This is a genomic window from Streptomyces sp. NPDC007162 (assembly GCF_040634175.1).
GTDB lineage: Bacteria > Actinomycetota > Actinomycetes > Streptomycetales > Streptomycetaceae > Streptomyces.
Genome location: NZ_JBEYFC010001016.1, coordinates 1 through 1,332, shown reverse-complemented (window position 1 = coordinate 1,332; position 1,332 = coordinate 1). Strand labels below are relative to the sequence as shown.

General features: G+C 73.8%; 1 protein-coding gene. It reads left to right on the top strand.

Annotated features, from left to right (window positions below; all coding sequences use genetic code 11):
* Positions 1-175: 175 nt before the first annotated feature.
* The coding region (locus tag ABZ646_RS46775) for a lamin tail domain-containing protein (protein ID WP_360533933.1) at positions 176-1,332 on the top strand (1,157 nt) is incomplete at its 3' end.

Genomic DNA, 1,332 nt, shown 5'->3' with positions numbered 1-1,332 from the left:
CGTCGACACGGCACAGGCCGTCGCCACCCGGACCGACGGGGCACGGACGCCCGCGGACGCGGGCGACGCCGGCTACAGCAAGGACCTCAAGCACCCCTCATCCGAGGCCGCCGAGCCGCGTCCGCAGAGCGCCAGACGCAAGCGCGCCCTGCCCTACGGCATAGCGGGCGCCGTCGTGCTCGCCACCGCCGGTCTGAGCATCAACGCCATGGCCGCCTCGCACGAGGCCCTGATCGCCGAGGTCTACGGAGGCGGCGGCAACTCCGGCGCCACGTACACCAACGACTTCGTCGAACTGGGCAACGCCGGCAGCGGCTCGGTGGACCTGAGCGGCTACAGCGTCCAGTACCTGCCGGGCGCGCCGACCGCTTCCTCCAAGTGGCAGTCGACCCCGCTCACCGGCTCCCTCGCCGGCGGCGGCCGCTACCTGGTCCAGGAGGCCGCGGGCACCGGCGGCACCAAGGCCCTGCCGACGCCCGACGCCACCGGCTCCATCAACATGTCCGGCACCAACGGCACCGTCGCCCTGGTCACCGGCAGCGACCCGCTGACCTGCCTCACCGCCGCCGACTGCCAGGCGGACCCCCGGGTGAAGGACCTGGTCGGCTTCGGCACCGCGGTGGTGCACGAGGGCAACGGAGCGGCGGCCGGCGCGGGCAACACCGCGTCCGTGGCGCGCTCGGCCTCCCTCGCCGACACCGACGACAACGCCGCGGACTTCACGGCGGGCGACCCGTCCCCGCAGAACACCGGGGACACCGGCGGCGGCCCGACCCCGACCGACCCGCCGACCACGCCGCCGCCCAGCACCCCGCCGGCCACCCCGGCGAAGATCCACGACATCCAGGGCGACTCCCGTATCTCGCCGCTCGACGGCAAGGCCGTCTCCGGGGTCACCGGCATCGTCACCGGCGTCCGCGCGTACGGCTCCTCGCAGGGCTTCTGGTTCCAGGACCCGAACCCCGACGCGGACCCGCGCACCAGCGAGGGCGTCTTCGTCTTCACCGGCTCGACCACGCCCGCCGTGAAGGTGGGCGACAGCGTCTCCGTCGACGCCACGGTCCAGGAGTACTACCCGGGCGGCCAGAGCACCGGCGTCCAGTCGGTCACCGAACTGACCAAGGCCACGGTGACCGTCGCGTCCAGCGGCAACACCCTGCCCGCTCCGATCGTCCTCGACAAGCACTCGGTGCCCGAGCGGTTCGCCCCGCAGGCGGGCGGCGCGAGCATCGAGAACCTGCCGCTGCGCCCCGACGAGTACGCCCTCGACACCTACGAGTCGCTGGAGGGCATGAACGTCCGCATCGGCAGCAGCCGCGTGGTCGGCGCCAC